The following is a 15751-nucleotide window of genomic DNA, read 5'->3' as shown; positions in this document are numbered from 1 at the left end:
TTCTACGGTTCGCACGTTTCCGTGAAGGCGCGAGCGTGTATCCGCGACGTTTCCGCCAAGATATATCCGTGATGGCCAGCGCCTCCCGCCGCAGCGCGGGAATCCTGCTCTATCGCCGGACGACGTCGGCCGACGGTGCCGCTGCCGTCGAAGTTCTCCTCGTGTTCCCCGGGGGTCCGATCTGGGCGCGTAAACCGGACGCGGGGTCGTGGTCGGTGCCCAAGGGGCTCGTCGAACCGGGCGAGGACGAGTGGGCCGCCGCGCGACGCGAGTACGCCGAGGAGATCGGGAGCCCGGTGCCCGACGCCCCGCCGATCGAACTCGGCGAGGTCAGGTTGAAGAGCGGCAAGAGGGTGATCGGATTCGCCGTGGAAGGCGACCTCGACGTCGTGTCGGTCGTCAGCAACACGTTCGAGCTGATGTGGCCACCGCGGTCGGGACGGATGCAGGCGTTCCCCGAGATCGACCGCGCCGAATGGTGTTCCGTCGATCTCGCGCGGACCCGGCTCAACCCCGCTCAGGTTCCGTTCGTCGACCGTCTGCTCGAGGCGCTGGGGTCCGCGGACCCGGCGTCACCGAGGAGGTAGGTGCGCGTCAGGTCTCGCCACAGCGGGAGATGCGGGTCGGTCAGCGGGTCGCGCCGGTCGATGAGGTAGGTGGTCGCCGCGCCGCGCATGCTCGTCAGGAGCAGCGGGTAGAGGGCGGCGTAGCGCGGCGACGCGGTCAACTCGGGACCGAGGAACCCGGCGACCGCGCGCCGGACGGTCTGGCCGATCTCGCGTTCGGTGGGGAGCAATGCCGTCCGCAGATTGGCATTCGTCCGCGCCGCGACCCACAACTCCATCGACGCGACGAAGTACGGCTGGTGGAACGTCGACCACCCGACGTCGGTGGCCAGCGCGATGCGCTGGACCGGATCGGCCGGCCATTCGACGTGGCTGGGCAGTTCGGCGATGCGGGTGCGGGCGAGGTGTCCGACGGCCGCCATCAGCAGGACGTCCCGCGACGGGTAGTGGTGCAACAACCGGCCCCGGCTCACGCCCGCCTCGTTCTGGATGGCGACCGTGCTCGCGGCGGCGTATCCGCGATCGACGAGGACTCGGATCGCGGCATCGAGGATGCGGGTCTGCGTGACCCCGCTGCGTTGCTGCCGCGCGCGCGGGGCGCCGGGAGAGGTGGTCACACGAGGATCGTAGTTCGGCACGGCGCGGATGACCCGCGGCCTCACACGTCGAGGATGTGCGGGAGGCCCGCGCGGTAACGATCGCGGTCGATCTGTTTCAGCGGCTCGAGCATCGGCAGTTCCCAGAGCGGGAAGACGGTCGCCGCGCGGGCGGGGCTGTCGGCCGCGGCGATGATCGCGTTGGTCACCCGGCGGCCGGATTCGTTGGCGCCCTCCATCGTCGCGAGATCGATGTTGCTCCGGACGTGGTCGCCGCCGATGAACAGATTCGGAATCGACGTGTAGGCGTTCGGCCGGTTCTTGTACGAGCCGGCGGTGTTGACCATGAGCGGTGTGGCGTTGGCGATGGACGGCGACCAGGTGATCCCGGGGTCGAGGGACCAGGTAACGATCTCCTCCGAACGCAGGAGCTTCCGGGCCCCCGAGTTCATCGCTCGGCTCATCTGGGCCCACACTTCCCGCGCGATCTCTTGCCGGGTGCACTGTTTGGCGGGTTTGCCGTAGAGGATGCCTGGCTTCTCCCACTCCGAGATGTCAATGGACAGAAAATCTTTCACTCGCCCGTCACCGTAGGTGCGCGCGAAGTCGACGTTCCAGGGGCGGGCCTGGAACAGGCCGGTCAGAGCCCAGGGGGTACCCAGCGCGGCGATGTGGCTCGGCGGCATGTCGGCGCGCCGGGACAGGAAGTACTGGATGCCGACCATCCAGTCGTCCTTGAGAGCGTGGATACCGGCCAGCGACGGGTCGGCCGTGACCAACTCGGGCGACAACAACGGACGGAGGCGATCGATGGGCATCGCGGCGACATACCAATCGGCATCGACCGGGGCGCCGGAGGTGAGTTGCGCTCCACTGATCCGGCCGCGCGTCAGATTCAGTCGCGCCAGGCCGGTCCCCATCTCGAAGCGGACGCCGCGACCGCGGAGGTGGGCCACCCACGGGTCGATCCACGCATGATTGGTGGGGCGGTTGAGGATCCGGTCGACGCCGCCGTGTACGAGCCCGGCGTCGTATCCGCTGATCAATCCGGTCGCCGAGGTGGCCAGTGCCAGTCCGATCTGGCCGATCGTCCGTGCCGACGCGGTGTCGGGTTTGGCGGCCACAAGCGCTCGCGTGAGGGCGCCCACGAGATATCGCTGATACGCCCGTGACTTGCCCTTGGACTTCACGAACTGCATCCAGGACTGGTTCTCCCACTGGCCGATTCGACGTTCGGTGCAACTGGTCGCGATGATCAGCTCGCGGGTGACGAAGAACGCGAGTTCGGGAGGCGGCACATCGACGACGAACTTGAGTCCGCTCATGAACGCGTTGCGCAGGTTGTCCAGCGTCACGATCTCGTTCGCGTGTTTGACGAAACCCATGATCGATGCCGGGGCGGTGGTCGGGGCATACCCGGCGTCGTCGAAGGCGATGACCGCCGACTCGACGTCGATGAGGTGACGGTCACGAACGTTGCTGTTGCCGACGGGGATTCGCTCCATGGTGTCCGGCACGTGCTGGTAGCAACCCGGGAAGAACCGGAAACCGTGCTCGCCGGGGAGAGCGAGGCGACCACCCCGTGCGGTGCCGGGGACGTCGTGGCTGTAGGCCTTGCCGCCGAGGCGCGACGGCTCGTAGACCGTGACCCCGAAGCCGCGCTCGACGAGTTCATGCGCCGCGGACAAGCCGGCCATCCCGCCGCCGAAGATCGCGACGTCGCGGCCGCGACCGGCACCGGAGCGGGGCACCGCCCGCGCCGAGGGGACCGTGACGCCCGGTAGGGCCACTGCGGTACCCGCCAGGACTGCGGCGGCAGCCGATCCGCGCAGCATGGACCGACGCGGAAAGCTGTTCGGCGAGTTGCTTTTCGAAGTGAAAGTGGCGTCCGACATCCCCATGACCCCTTTGTCGACGACTGTCCGCGACGGTAGAGAACAGTCAGCGTTGACTTATCTGCTGTGATGTCTACCACAGCGTCAAAGTGGGTCGGACGGTTTTGGCGAATCGTCTCACGGGGTGCTCCCACGCGCCCTGCGGCTGACTACGACGGTTCGCGGCCGGTGAGGGTGCGTTGGCGAAAGTACTCGTGCAAACCGTCGAAAACGGCATCCGAGACCGACAGCGTGTGTTCGTCGTCGCCGATGAGGGAGAGGCCGCGCAACACGACATCGAGGCCCGGCGCTTCCGGAGCGTCGTAGCGGTCGTCTTCGATGTCGGCTTCGTGGATGATCTCTGCGATCGCCCACAGGACCGGGTCGGTGAGTTCGTACCGTTTCAGGATCGTTTCGAACGTGCAGTCGCCGTCATGATGGCCCAGTTCGACCCCGCGCATGTCGAACGGCGTTGCATCCGAGGGGATTTCGTCTGCGCTGGTGACGAAGACGAACTCGGCGGCGGGATCGACGTACCGGCGGATCAGCCACGCGCACGCCGCCCGGTCGATGTGCACGCCGGCCCGGGTCGCCCACCTCACGACGGCCTCGCCGGTTCGGTCTCGAGGAGTCGGTCGGCCAGTGTGCGAAGTGCTTGTCGGGCGGTCTCGCGCGACTCGGTCGGAAAATGATCCCGTCGGGTGATCTCACGGAACCTGCGACGCAGGACGCCGAGCTGTTTCGCGGGGTCGGCATGGTCTTCCGCCTGCTGCGCCTCGACGACTATCTCCGCATACTCGGCTCCGCGGGCCGACTGGAGTTCGGCGCGGATGCGTTCGAATTCGGCCGGGTTGGTGGGCGCGGCCGACCAGACCTCGCCGGATCCGCCTGCGCTGACCGCATCCTCGGCCACCCACTCGAGCTGTTCGCGGGTCCGGGCGCTCGCGGGAAGCAGTACCACCCCATCGGTCAGCTGATAGGCGCCGTACTTCCGGAGTTTGCGCCAGATCGCGATCCGCGGCGTCGACGGCTCTCGGGGAACCCGATACACGAGCATCACCCAGTCTTCGGACACTCCAGCACCTCCTCGGCATGCCATCCGATCATGCACCAGCGGTCGATGTCGTGACCCGCCGCTCACCGCGCGTTCAACCCTGGACAATCTGATTGTAACCGTGGTTGCATCTGCTGGGAGCCGCACGATCGCGGCGACGCGGGCACGTTGGTGCGTGGTGGAAGGGGTGCGAGTGGCGATGTCGGAGAGATCCGGTCGACCCGGGAGTTCGGATGCGTCGAGACGTGCGGACAGTCCGCCGGAGGCCGAAGGGTCGGCGGCCGTCGAGTCGGGTGACCACGTCGACCCGACCGCGGGGGTCTCGCTGCGGACCGCGACCCGCGCGTGGTTCCTGATCTCGCTGCAGACCTTCGGGGGTCCCGCGGGTCAGATAGCGGTGATGCAGCGAGCACTGGTCGACGACCGGCGCTGGATCGGCCAGCGCCGGTTTCTCCACGCCCTCAACTACTGCATGCTGCTGCCCGGGCCCGAAGCCCAGCAATTGGCCATCTACGTGGGTTGGCTGCTCAACGGAACCGCCGGTGGGCTGATCGCGGGCATCCTGTTCGTCCTGCCCGGGGTGATCGCGATACTCGGGCTGTCGGCGATCTACGTCGCCTTCGGCGCGACGACCATCGTGGCGGCCCTGTTCGCCGGCATCGGCCCCGCGGTGCTCGCCATCGTCGCCCAGGCGGTCACGCGGGTGAGCAAACGGGCGCTCACCGGGCCGGTGCAGATCGCGATCGCGGTCGCTGCGTTCATCGCCCTGGCGGTCTTCGCCGTCCCATTCCCGATAGTCATCGCTGTGGCCGGCGTCCTGGGCTGGCTGACCGGCCGCCGTGTCGTCGCTGCCCAGAAGGAGGTCGCCGACGACGGGCCCGCGCCGATCATCGCCGACGACGCGATCCACACGGCATCCCCGAGCTGGCGTCGCGCCGGGTTGGTGCTCGGTGTCGGTGCGCTGGCCTGGATCATCCCGATGGGCATCGTCGTGGCGACCACGGGGACGGGCAGTGTGTTCACCCAGCAGGGCACGTTCTTCACGTGGACCGCCCTCATCACCTTCGGCGGCGCCTACGCCGTCCTGGCCTACATCGCCCAGCAGGCGGTCGAGGTCTACGGCTGGGTCACGCCGGGTGAGATGGTGCGCGGACTCGGACTCGCCGAGACGACCCCCGGCCCTCTCATCATGGTCGTCCAGTTCGTCGCGTTCCTCGGCGCCTATCGCGATCCGGGCGGTCTCGACCCCTGGGTCGCGGCGACCATCGGCGCACTCCTGACCACCTGGGTCACGTTCGTGCCGAGTTTCGTGTTCATCTTCCTCGGCGCGCCGTTCATCGAGAAGCTCCGCAACAACCGGCATCTGACGTCCGCGCTGAACGGCGTCACCGCCGCGGTGGTCGGCGTGATCGCCAATCTCGCACTGTATTTCGCACTGCACACGCTGTTCCGGGACACCACGGTCGTCACCGCCGGGCCGTTGCACCTCGCGGTCCCGCATCTCGACACCCTGCGTCCGTTGGCCGTGGTGATCACCGTGATCGCCTTCGTCCTGATCTATCCGCTCAAGCAGTCGGTGCTCCGGACCCTCGGCATCTGCGCGGTGCTCGGCCTGCTCGCCGCCGCCGTCGGCCTGCCCCTGACCTGAACGACCCTGACCTGAACGGGTGTCGTCAGGGCACGAGGAACGGGCGGATCCAGTCGGGCGAGACATCACGGGCGACGCCGGCCGCGGTCTCCTCGTCGACGTCGACGAGAGGGTAGTGCTCGGCGCCCGCCGCGGTGGCGAGAATGAGTGTGGTGACGCCCGCCCGGCGCTGGAAGAGCGACGTACGGCTGGCCCAGCCGATCACACCGTCCCGGTCGACGACGACGCGTTGCCGCGCGACGCTCGGCGGTGCGATGACCACCGAACGAGAGGTCAACCGATGCCCGAGGTGCCGGGCGCGGACGACACCGAGCGCCGTCGAGCCGAGAACGGCGACGACCCCCACCGCCAGCCATGGCGCCGGCAGGGCGCGCGTGAGTACCGCGACGCCGATGGCGATGAACACCACTGCGCCGGACAGGAATCCGCGGTTGATCCGACGCCGCCCGGCGGTGACGCCGTGTCCGACGAGCGGCGTGGTGAGCTCGGTGCGTTCGTCGGTGACCAGACCGGCGACGCGCATCGCCTCGTCGATCGGTGCCGGTGGGAGCAGTAGCGGGTGCTTGGTGCTGCCGGTGGCGATCGCCTGCAGGCGAGCGCCTTTGAGTGGGCGCATGAGGACCGGCTCGGTGAGGTGACTGCCGCGGATGCGCCGTTCGTCGAAGCTGATCGCGTTGGTGGTCAGCAGTCCGCGTTCGGTGCGCAGGGTCCCGTCGGGGGAGCGGAGGAGCCGGAAGTTCCAGTAGTTCAGGACGTACCCCAGGACGGACAGGATTCCGCCGACGACGATCACGAGCAGACAGGCACCCAGCACGACGAGTCCGATCGCGGTCTCGCGGATGGAGTCGACGGCATCGCGCGCGAATCCGATCCCCTCCGCGAATACCCCGGCGTCGTTGGCGATCTGCGCGGCGAGGCCGGCGGCGCCCGCGGCCAGTGCGAGCCCGGCGACGGAGAAGGGGGAGTAGCGCAGCCACGAGGTCTGGAACCGCGCCAGGACCGTGGGGTCCTCGGCCGCCACCGGGGCGGTCGGGTCGTCGGGGTCGGTGCCGGCGGGCGCCGACGGTCCCCGCAGGGTGCGCGTGGCCATCAGATTGTCGTGCAGCGCCCGCGCCTCGTCGACGGTGAGTGCGGTGAGGACGACCGCCGACGACTCGTCGTCCCCTCCGGTGCCGATCTTGACCTTCTGCAGTTTCAGCACGCGGTGAACAGGGGACGCGGTGAGGTCGACGCTGCGGATGCGGTCCCGGCGCGCGGTCGCGACCTTACGTGTGACGAGCCCGCTGCGCACCCGGACGTGCTCATCGGTGACCTGGTAGCGCGTGGTCAGCCAGGGCACCACCGTCACGAAGGGCACGATGACCGCGGTGGCGATCAGGGTGAACAACGGCGCGCCCGAGCCGGCGAAGACCAGCGCGATCACGACCGGGATCAGTGAGGGCAGGAGCTCGACGGGTTTGACGGCCATCATCCACGGCGACAACCGGTGCCAGTCCTCCGGCCCGTCGACGGCGAACGGCTCAGGTCGCGTCATCGGTGAAAGCCTGTGTGCGAATGGTCAGATCGGCGGCGGTAGTCCGTGCGACCTCCGCGTCGAGACCGGCGATGTGGATCGTCCCGGCCGACGACGCCGTGGTCACGGTGAGGGTCGCCAGCCCGAGGAACTGTTCGATCGGCCCGGCCTCGGTGTCGACCACCTGGATCCGGGCGATCGGGATGATCACGCGGTGCCGGACGAACCAGCCCGATTGCGAGTACACCGCGTCGTCGCTGACCTCCCAGCGGTGAAAGCGGTAGCGCCACTGCGGGACAATCGCGACCCAGGCGACGGTCACGACGACCACCGCGACAGCGGCGAGCACCGCGATCCATCGCGTCTGGTCGACGACGACGGCCACCAGGACGGCGGCGACCACGCCCAGGACCCCGAGAACGAGCGGGCCGATGCGCCACAGGGTCTTGGCGCGTGGATCGACACTGTTGACCGGGTCACGCAGGGTCGGGTGCACCGGCACGGTCGGATCAGATGAGGGCTCCATTGCCGTCAGTCTAGGGGTGGGTTCCCCGCCCTAGGTGACGGTGATGCCGCCGTCGACGGGCAGCGTCTGGCCGGTGACGTATCCGGCTGCGGCCGAGGACAACCAGATCGCGGTGGCGGCGAGTTCCTCGCCGTGTCCGGTCCGGCCGAGGAGTACCCGGGGCATCTGGGAGTCGAGATATCCCGGTTGGTAGGTGTCGGTCATCTCGCTCTCGAAGAACCCGGGGGCGATGGCGTTGACGCGAATGCCCTTGCGCGCGCCCCACTGCTGGGCCAGGTCGCGGGTGAGGCCGATGACGCCGGCCTTGCTCGCGGCGTACGCCGCCTGCGGCAACCCGGCGGTGGTGATGCCGAGGATCGACGAGATGTTGATGATCGAGCTACCCGGTTGCATCACCCGCCCGCAGGCCTGGGCCATCCAGTAGGAGCCGTTCAGGTTCACATCGATGACGCCGCGGAACTGCTCGGGGGTCTCGCGGGTTGCCGGGTACGCGGTCCCGACGCCGGCGTTGTTGATGAGCACGTCGACCTTGCCGAAGGTCTCCATCGCGGCGTCGACGACCCGCTGACACTGCTCGGGGTCGGCGACATCGGCGGGGACCACCAGCGCCTTGCGGCCCAGTTCCTCGACGGCGGCAGCGGTGTCGGCGAGCTTCTCCGCCCGGCGCGCGGCGAGTACGACGTCCGCGCCCGCCTCGGCGAAACCGCGGGCGAACGAGACCCCCAGCCCGGACGAGGCGCCGGTCACGATGACCACCTTGCCGGTGGTGTCGAACAGATCCATCACGGACATCGTTGTCTCCCTTGAGTACTCAGCACGGTGACCGACGCGGGGCGCCGGTCGAGTCGGAATCGGTGTCAGAACCAGGACGGTTCGACGTCGAGGGTGGTGCGGTCGAGTGCGGTCAGTAAGTCGAGCTGTGGGCCGGTTTTGGGTAGTTCATACCGGAAGAAGTACTGTGCCGCAGCGCGTTTGCCGTCGTAGAAGTCACCGGTCCGGCCGTCGGCGGCGAGGAGTTGTTCGAGCCAGATCCAGGCGATCACGATGTGGCCGGCCGTCTCCAGGTAGACGGTCGCGTTGGCCAGCGACAGCTTCGGGTCGCCCGCCGACCAGATGTGCGCGGTCACCTTCACCAGCCGGTCCACCACCGCGTGCAGCGTGTCGGCATGGGTGTCGAGTCCGTCGACAGCCCGTGCGCGGGCGACGGTGGCCTCGATCGTCTCGGCCAGCGCGGCGAGACCGGCCCCGCCCTGCATGATCACCTTGCGCCCGAGCAGGTCCAGGCCGTGGATGCCGTGGGCGCCTTCGTGGATCGGGTTGAGCCGGTTGTCCCGGTAGTACTGCTCGACGTCGAATTCGCGGGTGTAACCGTATCCGCCGTGGACCTGGATCGCGAGGCTGTTCGCCTCGAGACACCACTGGGAGGGCCAGCTCTTCGCGATCGGGGTGAGCACCTCGAGCAACAGGTTCAACCGGTCGCGTTCGGCGGGGTCGGTCGTGGTGGCCGCCTCGTCGACGAGGGTGCTGCAGTACAACCCGAACGCGAGAGAGCCTTCGACGTAGGACTTCTGGGCGAGCAGCATGCGACGCACGTCGGCGTGTTCGATGATCGGGACCGGTTTGGTCGACGGGTCCTTGTGGTCGACGGGTCGGCCCTGCGTACGCACCTTCGCGTAGTCGAGGGAGGCCCGGTACCCGGCGTAACCCAGTGCGGTGGCGAGGAATCCGACGCCGATGCGCGCTTCGTTCATCATGTGGAACATGTAGGACAGGCCGCGGTGTTCGTCGCCGACGAGGTAGCCGACAGCGCCGGGAGCGGAGCGAGCGGGCTGATCGTCCACAGCGCCGGGAGCGGAGCGAGCGGGCTGATCGTCCACAGCGCCGGGAGCCGTCGGGGTGGAGTCGACGGGGAAGGTGCCGTCGCCGAAGTTGAGCAGGGTGTTGGTGGTGGCGCGGTTGCCCATCTTGTGGTTGAGGCCGACGAGCGCGACGTCGTTGCGTGTTCCGTCGGCGAGGTATTTGGGCACGATGAACAGCGAGATGCCCTTGACGCCGGGGCCGCCGCCGGGGATCTTCGCCAGGACGAGATGGACGATGTTCTCGGTGAGTTCGTGGTCTCCGCCCGAGATCCACATCTTGGTGCCGGTGATGCGGTAGGTGCCGTCGCCGGCGGGTTCGGCCTTGGTGGTGATGTCGGCCAGCGACGAGCCGGCCTGTGGCTCGGACAGACACATCGTGCCGGAGAAGCGGCCTTCGACGAGGGGGCGGACCCAGGTGTCGCGCTGCTCGGGGGTGGCGTACTCGGCCAGCAGGTTCGCGTTGCCGACGGTGAGGAAGTTGTACGACGACATCGCGGCGTTGGCGGCCTGGAACCATACGGCGGAGGCCTGGCGGATGACGGTGGGCAGCTGCATGCCGCCGAGTTCGTCGTCGAAGGAGGCCGAGATGAGACCGGCCTTGCGGTACTCGGTGAGGCCGGCGACGATCTCGTCGGGCAGGACGACCTTGCCGTCGTCACCGATGTAGGGCTCGTTGGCGTCGCCGATCTTGTTGGCGGGTGCGAAGCACTTCATCGCGATGTCGGCGCTGAGTTCGAGCACGGCGTCGAAGGTCTCCCGCGAGTGTGCCGAGAAGCGCTCCCGCGAGGTCAGCGACTCGACATCGAGCCATTCGTAGAGCAGGAACTCGAGGTCCCGCCGGGACATGGGTGTGGTCATCGCACTTCCTCGTCGTTCAGGTGGGCGGACGCTGGTACGCGGATGTGTCCGTCGCCCGTCCATCATGCCCCGGCACGCCGCGCCCGCGTGCGAGACCCCGGCCCGTTCGTCACACGGTGCGGCAGGGCGTACGTCTCACTATGAGACGACGACGAACCCGCCCGGTGCGATGCGCGCACTGGGCGGGTACGGGGGAGGAGCTGCTAGAGCTCGGTGTCGGGGGTGGCGAACGACCCGGACGGCAGCAGCGGATCGTTGAGACGCTGTGCGTACTGGTCGAAGTAGATCCGCGCGATCAGCTCGCGGCGGCTGCGGACGCCGGCCTTGTCGAAGATCGATTTGAGGTGGTCCTGCACGGTGTAGGCGGAAACGTGCAGGGCGGTGGCGATGTCCTTGGTGGCCACGCTCTGCAGCACCATCTGGGTGACGTCGCGCTCACGGGCGGTGAGCCCGAACGCCTCGACGACCAGCGGGATGATCTCCGGCGGGCGGGCCTCCTCGATGGTCACCACGACCTCGCCGACCCGGCCGTCGGCCGACGACAGCGGCGACGCGTGGATGACGAGCCACATGCCCGACGCCCCGCGCACCCGGAGGCGCGGCGGGACGGAGGACTCACCCGAGCCGTAACGGCGGGCAGCCCCGATCAGGCCGTAGATCGGGTTCATCACCGCTGCGCCGTTCGGGCCGGACGCGAGGTCGGCGATGCGCTCCTGGCTGCCGGCGCTCATCTGCACGATCTCGTTGCTGCGGTCGATGATCAGCACCGCCGGGCCGTGGCCGGTCGCCGGTGGCGCACCCGGCGCGTCGACGGCGGCCGGGGCAGCGGCACTCGCCCCGCCGGCGACCACACTGCTCAGCAACCCCACGCGGACGCCGTAGGCGAGGGTGCGCGACAGCGAACCCAGGAAGTCGATCTCGTCGGCGTCGAAGGGCCGGCACCCGGCCCCGCTGCGGAACATCGCGATCCCGGCCCACGCCCGGTCCCCGTCACGAAGCACCAGCCGGGCCTCGTCGTGGAAGCAGTATTCGGGAATCATCAACTGCGACATCCGATTGGACCGTTCGGTGGCGCCCCGGTTGAGGAGGTTGAGTCCGACCGCGTCGCGTTTGGCGGCCACCATCTCGCGGTAGGCCGTCGGCTCGACCTGCCCGTATTCGAGGAGACCCCAGTCCGGGTCCCGGTGATCCTCGCCGAGCAGTGATCCGTACTTGCGGGCGCTGGTCAGCAGGACGGTGTTGGGATCGAAGGTGCCGATGCACACCGCGTCCACCGGTATCGCGCGACCCAGCGAGGCGACGGTCTCGGCGAAGAAATCGTCGAGACCGAGGCCGGCGTGGGCCACGACCTCGATGTCGCGGCGCACACGCTCGGCGGTCAGACTCGATGTCATTCGACAATTGTGGGCGTGAGCTGCGCGGATGTCTATCCCACAATAGTGGGGTCCCCCGGACGGAGGACACCGGCCGGATCGTGGCGTCGTCGGATGGTCTCCAGGCGTGTCCGCTGGTCGGTCGACCACAGCGCGTCGCGTTGGGTTGCCGTCCGCCCGGAGAAGTTGAGCAGCGCTCCACAGGAGTGGGCGGCCACCGCGTCGGTGACGGCCGCGAGATGCTCACCGACCTGTTCGCCCAGCGGGCCGGCGGGTACGCCGATGGCGAGGACGGAGAACGCGCCGTCGCGTCCCACGACGGCGTTGGGTACGCGCTGCGGCGACCGCAACCGGCCACCCAGGAGACGGACCTCGACGATGGCCAGCGGGCTCGCGACCTGCGGCCCGGCTACCGCGAGCAGCGCGTCCACAGCAGATGCCGGGAAGTCGGCGAGTACGCAGCCGCGTTCGGCACTCGGCATCGGCCCGGGCGGGTCCATGTGTACCGCGTCGAGCGCAGCGGTCGGGAGGACGTCGATGTTCTCCAGGAGGATCGGACCCGCCGACCGCATCGGTGCGAGCAACGCGGCGGCGGTGGCCGGGTCCCCGGTGTGGGTGTAGCGGACGTGCACGGCGAGCTGACCCTGCAGGGGCGGGGGCAGGTTGGGGTCCGGCGGGAGGCGGAGGATCGCCACCGAGGTCCCGGCCTCCTCGGGCAGGGAGGGCGCCCATTCGCGCCAGGCGTGCAGGACGTCGGCGGCCGCCGAGCCGGCGAAGAAGATCCCGCCGCCGTAGACCGTGGGCAGATCGAAGAGCTCGAACTCGAGTGCGGTGACGATGCCGAACCCGTCCCGTCCGCCGAGCAGTGCCCAGAACAGGTCCGAACCCGCGGATGCGTCCACCGTGCGGACGAAACCGTCGGCGGTGACGAGCTCGATCGACCGGACATGGTCGGCGGCATAACCGAACTGACGACCCAGCGGACTCAGCCCGCCGCCGAGTGTGTACCCGACGACACCCACCGACGTCGACGAGCCGACGAGCCCGGTGAGGCCGTGCGGCGCGGTCGCGGCGACCACATCGCGCCACCGCGCACCGGCTTCGACGCGCGCGGTCCTGGTCACCGGATCGACACTCACCCCCGCCATCCGGGACATGGTGACGACGACCGTGCCGCGCCCTTCGATCGGCGATCCGTGCCCGGTCGCCCGCGCACCGATCCGCATCCCGTTCGAGCGCGCATACCGCACGGCGGCGGCGACGTCGGCGGCGTTCGTCGCCCCGACGACCACGTCAGCGGCGGGTATCGCCGCGAGGTTGAAGCCGGTCAGTTCGGCGGTGTAGCCCTCGTCGGCCGGGGTCAGAACGGGACCGCTGACCGCCGAGAGCAGGGCGTCGAAGTCGGTGAAGTCGATGGGTTCGGAGGTGATGGACACGGTATTTCCTTCGTAATGATCTGCGGATGAACGGGTTCGAGCGTCGGTGCTGCTGTGGTGGGCCGCCGGACTCGGCAGCTCCATGGGACTCAGAGTGGCCGACGCCCTTTTGTTCCCGCCATCCCTCGAACGCGGGAAATGCCCGCGCCAGAGTTCTGGGTTCGTGTGCGTCCCAGAAGTCTGGGGGGCGTCAGTCGACCCGACCCCCGCTGGTTGAGCCGGCACCGAGCGGAGCCGCCGGGCCGAGCAAGCGACGAAGGAGCGCGTCGAGGTCGAGGCGCCGAGTCGAAGCCACTTGGCGACCTGACCCCGCTCGTTGAGCCGGCACCGAGCGAAGCGACCCCCTGGTTGAGCCGGCGTTGAACCTCCGCTGGTTGAGCCGGCACCGAGCGGAGCCGCCGGGCCGAGCAAGCGACGAAGGAGCGCGTCGAGGTCGAGGCGCCGAGTCGAAGCCACTTGGTGACCCGACGCCGCTGTACAACCCCCTGCAGACCCAGCGCCCCACGCACGGCAGGTTGCGGATTCGGACCGGGGAAGCGAGTTCGCGCGGGATCTTCGGTCCACTTCAGACTCGCAACTTTCCACCCAGAATCCGTAACGGATGTGACTGAAGTTCACCACTGTCAACGATCCACACACAGTCGACGGGAGTCGACGCACACTCAACGAAAAACGCTTCACAGTCGAAGGTTTCGAGATTTCTGAGCCTGTGGAAACTCCTCGTAGTCGAACGAATGTTCCGTTACCTTGGAGTCATGCCAGAGCTCACCACGCTCCTCGATCAACTCATCGAGACCACCCCACCCACCGACGACCCGACGGGCAGAGCAACATTCGACGCCCTCGACACGTGGCGACTGATCCGCAACCTTGCCGACCACCAGATCATCACCCACGCAGCACAACTCGACGAACTCGGCGTCGCGCAGAAAGCCGGCAGCACCACCAAGAAACTGCTGATCGAGTCAGGGCATGCCCCGGCCGCTGCTCTTCGCACCATGCGAAGTGCCGATGCCCTGCCTACGCTGCCGGCCGTGGCGCGTCATGCCGCCGATGGGCGGTTGTCCGGCGAGATTGTCGATGCCATCGTCCGCAGCATGAACGAGATCGAGAAACGATGTGGTGGAACCCTTTCCGAGAATGAAAGCACCCGGTATGAGCTCGAACTCATCGCCCAAGCACTCTCCGGTGCAACACCGACTGAAGTACTCAAGCATGCTCACGCCATCGGCAACGCTCTCGCCGATGCTTCTGCTGCCGGAACCCCGGCGTCGGACGATGCACGCTTGAACTCGGTGAACGCGCACACCACCGACGACGGCCGCGTCGAGGTGCGTGCCGACCTCACCCAGGTCGTGGGTGAGAAGTTCCTGGCCATGATCGACGAACGGTCCTGTCCACGGCCCGAACCCGACGGCGCCGAGGATCGTCGCACCGCCGAGCAACGCCGCGCCGACGCTTTCGAGTTGATCCTCGACCAAGCCGCGATCGGCGCGAGCATCGACACCGTCGGAAGCCCACGCACCCAGTTGATGCTGACCATTCCCGCGACCGGAGACCTCGCAACGCTGCCGTGGACCGGATCGGTCAGCCACGCCACCGCGAAACAGGTCTCCTGCGACGGGTCCCTGACCGAGATCATCCTCGACCGTGAGGGCGTGCCGCTGCAGATGGGCCACACCCACCGCTTGTTCCCGACGCACCTGCGCAGAGCAATCATCGTCCGCGACGCCTGCTGCATCAAATGTGGTGCACCGCCGTCCCATACACAGGTGCATCACATCAAGTCGTGGGCCGACGGCGGACTCACCGACCTCGACAACGGGTGTCTGCTGTGCCAGCGCTGCCACACCCAGGTCCACCACCACGGCTGGGACATCGTGATGGGTTTCGACCGACACCCCTGGCTCGTCCCACCCGCCAGTATCGACCCGCACCGCCGACCGTTACCCGCCTACAACCGACGCACCATGCGACTCGACGACGCCGCCTGAGCATCCAGCCAGAGACCACCAGATTTTCGCGTAGCACCTTCCGCACCCGGAGTCCGTCCGGGATCGCAACCGTACCTTGACAACTCCACAGTGATGTCCCTCCGTGCCCTGTTCCCGCTGCGATCACCTTCGGGGACGGGGTTTATGGACAACGCAAGAACGGCCCCGCTCACCGGCAATCGACCCGCGAGACACGCTCCGTGGCGGTTCACTGCTCGACCGCGACCACCTGGCCGCCCCGCCGATCACCCAACCGGGTTCGGGTTCATGGCAAACGTCGAGTCGGCGCGCCGCGATTCGTGGCTCGCCTGAGAGCAGCCTGGGTCGGCCGCATCCACAGCCGGCTGCGTTCGTCGGTGACGATCTCGGAGTGCGCCGGGCAGGAGTGGTCGTCGGCGGCGTGGTGCGGGTAGAAACAGCCGCGCGATGTTGGTACCGATCCAACGTCTTCGCA

General features: G+C 68.3%; 13 protein-coding genes. 3 read left to right on the top strand and 10 right to left on the bottom strand.

What is annotated here, in order from left to right; genetic code table 11:
• Positions 1-71: 71 nt before the first annotated feature.
• Positions 72-587, top strand: coding sequence for an NUDIX domain-containing protein (locus LEL84_RS08540; protein ID WP_413466952.1), 516 nt, complete (start codon positions 72-74; stop codon positions 585-587).
• On the opposite strand, the gene LEL84_RS08535 is transcribed toward LEL84_RS08540, so the two are convergent.
• From LEL84_RS08535 to LEL84_RS08520, 4 genes are all read right to left on the bottom strand, one after another.
• Entirely contained in the window at positions 518-1183 is a 666-nt protein-coding gene (locus LEL84_RS08535) for a TetR/AcrR family transcriptional regulator (RefSeq protein WP_068970092.1), read from the bottom strand. The two genes, LEL84_RS08540 and LEL84_RS08535, sit on opposite strands and share 70 nt — an antisense overlap.
• A gap of 41 nt (positions 1184-1224) precedes the next feature.
• Positions 1225-2997 (bottom strand): FAD-dependent oxidoreductase, encoded by a 1773-nt coding sequence (locus LEL84_RS08530; RefSeq protein ID WP_413466951.1) that lies wholly within the window; start codon positions 2995-2997, stop codon positions 1225-1227.
• Between the two features lie 209 nt (positions 2998-3206).
• Positions 3207-3638, bottom strand: coding sequence for a chromate resistance protein ChrB domain-containing protein (locus LEL84_RS08525; protein WP_004023491.1), 432 nt, complete (start codon positions 3636-3638; stop codon positions 3207-3209).
• Positions 3635-4111, bottom strand: coding sequence for a Chromate resistance protein ChrB (locus tag LEL84_RS08520; RefSeq protein WP_226513797.1), 477 nt, complete (start codon positions 4109-4111; stop codon positions 3635-3637). The genes LEL84_RS08525 and LEL84_RS08520 overlap by 4 nt, the downstream gene beginning before the upstream one ends.
• A gap of 172 nt (positions 4112-4283) precedes the next feature.
• On the opposite strand from LEL84_RS08520, the gene chrA reads away from it, so the two are divergent.
• Positions 4284-5738 (top strand): chromate efflux transporter, encoded by a 1455-nt coding sequence (gene chrA / locus LEL84_RS08515; RefSeq protein WP_065631860.1) that lies wholly within the window; start codon positions 4284-4286, stop codon positions 5736-5738.
• A 25-nt stretch (positions 5739-5763) separates the two neighbouring features.
• Here chrA and LEL84_RS08510 read toward each other — a convergent pair whose 3' ends face one another.
• The 6 genes from LEL84_RS08510 to LEL84_RS08485 form a co-directional block, all read right to left on the bottom strand.
• A complete protein-coding gene (locus LEL84_RS08510; RefSeq protein WP_068970086.1) occupies positions 5764-7272 on the bottom strand; it encodes a PH domain-containing protein in 1509 nt (502 codons plus the stop codon).
• Positions 7259-7777: a PH domain-containing protein gene (locus tag LEL84_RS08505; protein WP_159371296.1), complete on the bottom strand. Its 519-nt coding sequence runs from the start codon at positions 7775-7777 to the stop codon at positions 7259-7261. Before LEL84_RS08505 ends, LEL84_RS08510 begins: the two co-directional genes overlap by 14 nt.
• Positions 7778-7807: 30 nt before the next feature.
• Positions 7808-8569, bottom strand: a complete 762-nt coding sequence (locus tag LEL84_RS08500; protein ID WP_065631863.1) for an SDR family NAD(P)-dependent oxidoreductase — start codon at positions 8567-8569, stop codon at positions 7808-7810.
• A 65-nt stretch (positions 8570-8634) separates the two neighbouring features.
• A complete protein-coding gene (locus LEL84_RS08495) occupies positions 8635-10494 on the bottom strand; it encodes an acyl-CoA dehydrogenase (protein ID WP_226513796.1) in 1860 nt (619 codons plus the stop codon).
• A 203-nt stretch (positions 10495-10697) separates the two neighbouring features.
• Positions 10698-11888, bottom strand: coding sequence for a helix-turn-helix transcriptional regulator (locus tag LEL84_RS08490; RefSeq protein ID WP_226513795.1), 1191 nt, complete (start codon positions 11886-11888; stop codon positions 10698-10700).
• A gap of 32 nt (positions 11889-11920) precedes the next feature.
• Positions 11921-13303: an FAD-binding oxidoreductase gene (locus LEL84_RS08485; protein ID WP_226513794.1), complete on the bottom strand. Its 1383-nt coding sequence runs from the start codon at positions 13301-13303 to the stop codon at positions 11921-11923.
• Positions 13304-14037: 734 nt separating this feature from the next.
• Here LEL84_RS08485 and LEL84_RS08480 point away from each other — a divergent pair.
• Positions 14038-15297 (top strand): HNH endonuclease signature motif containing protein, encoded by a 1260-nt coding sequence (locus LEL84_RS08480; RefSeq protein WP_226513793.1) that lies wholly within the window; start codon positions 14038-14040, stop codon positions 15295-15297.
• Positions 15298-15751: the final 454 nt, after the last annotated feature.

It is taken from the genome of Gordonia sp. WA4-43 (assembly GCF_020520305.1).
Taxonomy (GTDB): Bacteria; Actinomycetota; Actinomycetes; order Mycobacteriales; family Mycobacteriaceae; genus Gordonia; species Gordonia hongkongensis.
This window is presented reverse-complemented; position numbering and strand designations above follow the sequence as displayed.